The organism is Methanocalculus taiwanensis, from assembly GCF_024372745.1.
In the GTDB taxonomy this organism is placed as follows: Archaea; Halobacteriota; Methanomicrobia; order Methanomicrobiales; family Methanocorpusculaceae; genus Methanocalculus; species Methanocalculus taiwanensis.
Genome location: NZ_VOTZ01000047.1, coordinates 1 through 3,947, shown reverse-complemented (window position 1 = coordinate 3,947; position 3,947 = coordinate 1). Strand labels below are relative to the sequence as shown.

Annotated in this window: 5 protein-coding genes; all 5 read right to left on the bottom strand. The window is 45.7% G+C overall.

Annotated features, from left to right (window positions below):
• On the bottom strand, window positions 1-183 hold a 183-nt coding region (locus FTO68_RS11605), incomplete at its 3' end, for a hypothetical protein (protein WP_255333574.1).
• A 121-nt stretch (window positions 184-304) separates the two neighbouring features.
• Window positions 305-1,993 carry a DNA primase family protein gene (locus FTO68_RS11600; RefSeq protein ID WP_255333573.1) on the bottom strand — a complete coding sequence of 563 codons (1,689 nt, stop codon included), beginning with the start codon at window positions 1,991-1,993 and terminating at the stop codon, window positions 305-307.
• A complete protein-coding gene (locus FTO68_RS11595; RefSeq protein ID WP_255333572.1) occupies window positions 1,990-2,190 on the bottom strand; it encodes a hypothetical protein in 201 nt (66 codons plus the stop codon). Before FTO68_RS11595 ends, FTO68_RS11600 begins: the two co-directional genes overlap by 4 nt.
• Before the next feature lie 241 nt (window positions 2,191-2,431).
• Window positions 2,432-2,824: a ribbon-helix-helix domain-containing protein gene (locus FTO68_RS11590; protein WP_255333571.1), complete on the bottom strand. Its 393-nt coding sequence runs from the start codon at window positions 2,822-2,824 to the stop codon at window positions 2,432-2,434.
• An 828-nt stretch (window positions 2,825-3,652) separates the two neighbouring features.
• Window positions 3,653-3,947, bottom strand: a 295-nt coding sequence (locus FTO68_RS11585; RefSeq protein WP_255333570.1) for a hypothetical protein, incomplete at its 5' end; no start/stop codon positions are given.

The following is a 3,947-nucleotide window of genomic DNA, read 5'->3' as shown; positions in this document are numbered from 1 at the left end:
TCCATACTGCTTAGGTACTCCGCAGCAATTACGACTGATATCCACTTTCTCGATATCCTCGATGCTCTGGATACCATACAACCCAATCCCCGCAAAATAATCTATGATATCCTGCTGTATCATATTCTCGATGAAGGATGGATCAAACTCTGGGATAACCACATAACAGGGATGATACATCATGATAGATACCTCCCGTTTGGTACAGAGGATATGCGGGATTTTTGAATATCCTTGTACATTATATTGTACTTCTTTAAAACCTTCTTAAGATATTTTAAAAAAGGTGCATATACTGCATATATCATACAGAAAGCACACCTTGATCTACTGTCTTGGGTTTTCGATACTGTGATATCTCCTCATTCCATCGTATCCCCTTGTATGCGTGAACCTGTTTCTTCCTTCCTCCTCCTGATGATGGATAGAATCCGAGAATACCAATTCTGGATAATGAGGTTGTAACTCTTTTTTGAGATTCCGGAACCTTCCCCTTCTTTTCACACCATCGTTTATACTCATCATAGAGCTCCCCCTTTGCTATCCATTGATCTGGATCATCCCGTCTACATGAATCACGAACGAATCCCGCAATCTCATCTGCTGCAACTACCCACAGGGAACGAACCTCCTCTGCATCCATCCTTTTGATGAGGGTTGAATCCCTGCCGATATCGATAACCTCCTGGATGATGAGATTTAGGAACGCTGAAAGGTTCTCATCGGTGAATAATCCCTTTTTGAAGGATTCATCCCGGTTAAAGGTGTTTGGAAAAATGATATAATTCCATCTGGACCAAAATGCATCATCGTTGATATCTTTAATCTCCGGCGGTTTATTGCACGTGAAGATATGGGGTGCTGTAACAATCGATTCGTATCCATCCTCCCCCTTCCTCTCAATTCTGTGATAGATGCTCCCCGTAAGGTTCTTGAAGATACCGAGATATCGGGCCGGGAACGCATCGAGATCATCAACGATATTGATGAGCCGTCCTTCTAACCCTGCGAACGCAAAACGATCCTCTGTGAGTCTGCGGAGATCCACTTCTGCATATGCTCCCCTCCCGAATAGATGATACAACAGTTCGCAGTATGTGGTTTTCCCCCCGTCCTTCTTCCCTTCAAACAGATACGCTATCTTCTGGGCCCCTTCCCATGCCTGGATAAACGCAATCGCGGGTAATTGAATAAGGTATTCGTAATCATCCCCTACCCAATCCCGGAACGCATCGAGAATATTCTCAATACCTGCATCGGGGTTGTATGTAACGGGTAACTTCCGGGTAAATCGATATTCTGGATCATGGGGTAATAATTCGATATTTCCATCACCTGGATTAATCCGAATCACCCCATTATCAACCGGGATATGATATTTCAGAGAATCGAAAGGATAATCGGGTTGATTGGTCGCTCCCTTAACGTAATACATTATTTCCCGGTGTTCGTTCGTTATGGTTCCGTTAAACTCATAGGGTTGAAACTTCCTCACCCAATCCCCGATAAAAGAACGTATCTCCCCGTTATCCCTGCGATATATACCATCCTGATAGATCCACACTACCCCCCCGGAGGTTACGGGATGGAAGGTATCGATAATCAGGTCTGCGAAATGTTGCCGTCTAACGAATACCTTATCGCTCCTGATCTCCATGATGAGGTTTAACCACATCTCTTCTCGTTTCACTGCTTCCGGTCTGCTCTCTCTCTCTTCCTTCTGCCTGGTGTATTCCCGATATCGTTTCTCAATTTCAGGAAGGTTTCGCATATTATATACGAATCTCTTTAAATCTTCGATAGTATCCAGATTCCCGGTCGCATTATGCCTGATGAATGGTTGTGAGATCTCCGCATAGTAAAGGCCCAATCCCCGGATTCTCTCCTTTGCATCATTGAGATCCATCACATCGAGTTCTTCGTCTGTGGGGATATGCCATCTTTCGGTATCGGGGCTTTCTACCTCGACATACCCCTCCTCTGCATCCATCATCTCACCAACCGGATGATGATCTTTCCGTCCTCGTCCTCATCCCTCGATACATACCCCTTAGCATCAAGAATCTGCATCCTGTGATAGGTGTATCTCCCATGAGATCGGAATGTTGCTGCAATACTCTGGAGGGGAACCTTTCCCCCCCGCTCCTCGATGAAACTGAGAATCTGCTCATCTAATCTGCTTTGCTGCATTGGTTGTTACTCCCGGAACAACTGAAAAAGAGGATATCGGGGTTACAACAAAACCATTATCTGGATAAGCACCTATCAGTATAATTAGTTCTGTTACACCCGGAACCTCACAGGATACCCACATTGATTTCCCGATCTCAATGGGTATCCTCCCTTTTCGAACGTTCCTATAAAGTATAGATGGTGTTGTTGTATGACTTATTGCTTATCTCTGGATCTCGACTGAATCGGAAGACTGATCCTACTCCTCACGGGCCGGAGAGATCGCCCTCTTCAACCGTGTAAAGATCCCCGCTTTTGGTGGTGGGAGTAATCTTCCCGTTAAGAGATCGTTTGCCTGCTGCAACCTGGCTATCTCTCCCCGCAGGTATCCCCGCTCCTCCCGGAGATCCTTAATGGTCTGCTCCTGGTATTCGCATCTTATCCGTAAGTCTACCATCTCCTCCGATGGTTCATCACCCTTGATGCTCTCTTGGTGCGGCGTGGTGCGTTCCTGGTGCGTCTGTGGTGCACTTCTGGTGAGTTTATCGATACATGCCTGATAAATCCATTGGGAACGGGAAACCCCCTCTTTATCCGCTTCTGTGTCTATCTGATATGTGGTATCATCCGGGATGGTGATAGAGAATCTCATGTCTGGTGCATTGGGTGGTGATCCTCTTCACCGTTTTGATCTGTATCTGGTGCATCTGTGGTGCGGTTGCCATCCCCCCTATCCTTCTCCCCTGGGGGTGTCAAGGGGGGCGGGGGGCTGCCGGGTTTATCCCGGCTGCCCTGGAGCACACCCTAACCCCATGTAATCCCATGACCGGGATGGCGGTTCTATCCTTGGCTAATGTAGACTAATCGACACAGCACAGAATGTGCTGAAAAATATCCTTCACTGTATCAACCGGAGGCCCCCGATAAGATACCCTTGATATGCTGGTAAATTTGTAAAAGAACCGTTTTCCTTTGGAAATGTTATTTCTTGATGATGGGGAAATATCCTTTCTTGATTGCGTAAAAATTCTCTGAGAAATACCGATATCTGATTATATCGTTCCTTTCACCGATTCAAGAGCATATATCCGTAATTCGATTGCGTGAAATGGTAATTCTGCGCAATATAGAGTATACATAACCCAGCATATGCTGCATATGACTATTGATTGTGATTATCGGATTCTCCCTGCTGCTCATAGGATATGATCTATGGAAGAGGGTAGCATTCACGATACCCCCCTATCAACGGGCCCCGGAATGCCTCACCCTATATCTCCGGTTTATACATATGACGTACATCCCCCACACACACCCCCACATCGTTGATTTAACGGGAAAACTCACCATCACCCTTATGGAGATATACCCCCGTTTAATACCAACATCACGGGGTATAAAAACCATAGCCACAGGTTGAAAGTTTTAATAGGTGATTGATACTAGGGGCAGATCCCCCCCATAAAAAAATTTAAAAATATCAGGGTTTTTGATACATCGATTCCCGGTGCTTCCTGATTCTCTGACACTCCCTGGTAATCTGATTGAAACAATCTTCGCAGATGTAGATATCCGGGTTATCCGATGATGCGTTCGTCTTCTGTGTGCGATATGCGATGGGCCGCTTACCACATACCCCCCTCTGTGATCCATACTGCTTAGGTACTCCGCAGCAATTACGACTGATATCCACTTTCTCGATATCCTCGATGCTCTGGATACCATACAACCCAATCCCCGCAAAATAATCTATGATATCCTGCTGTATCATATTC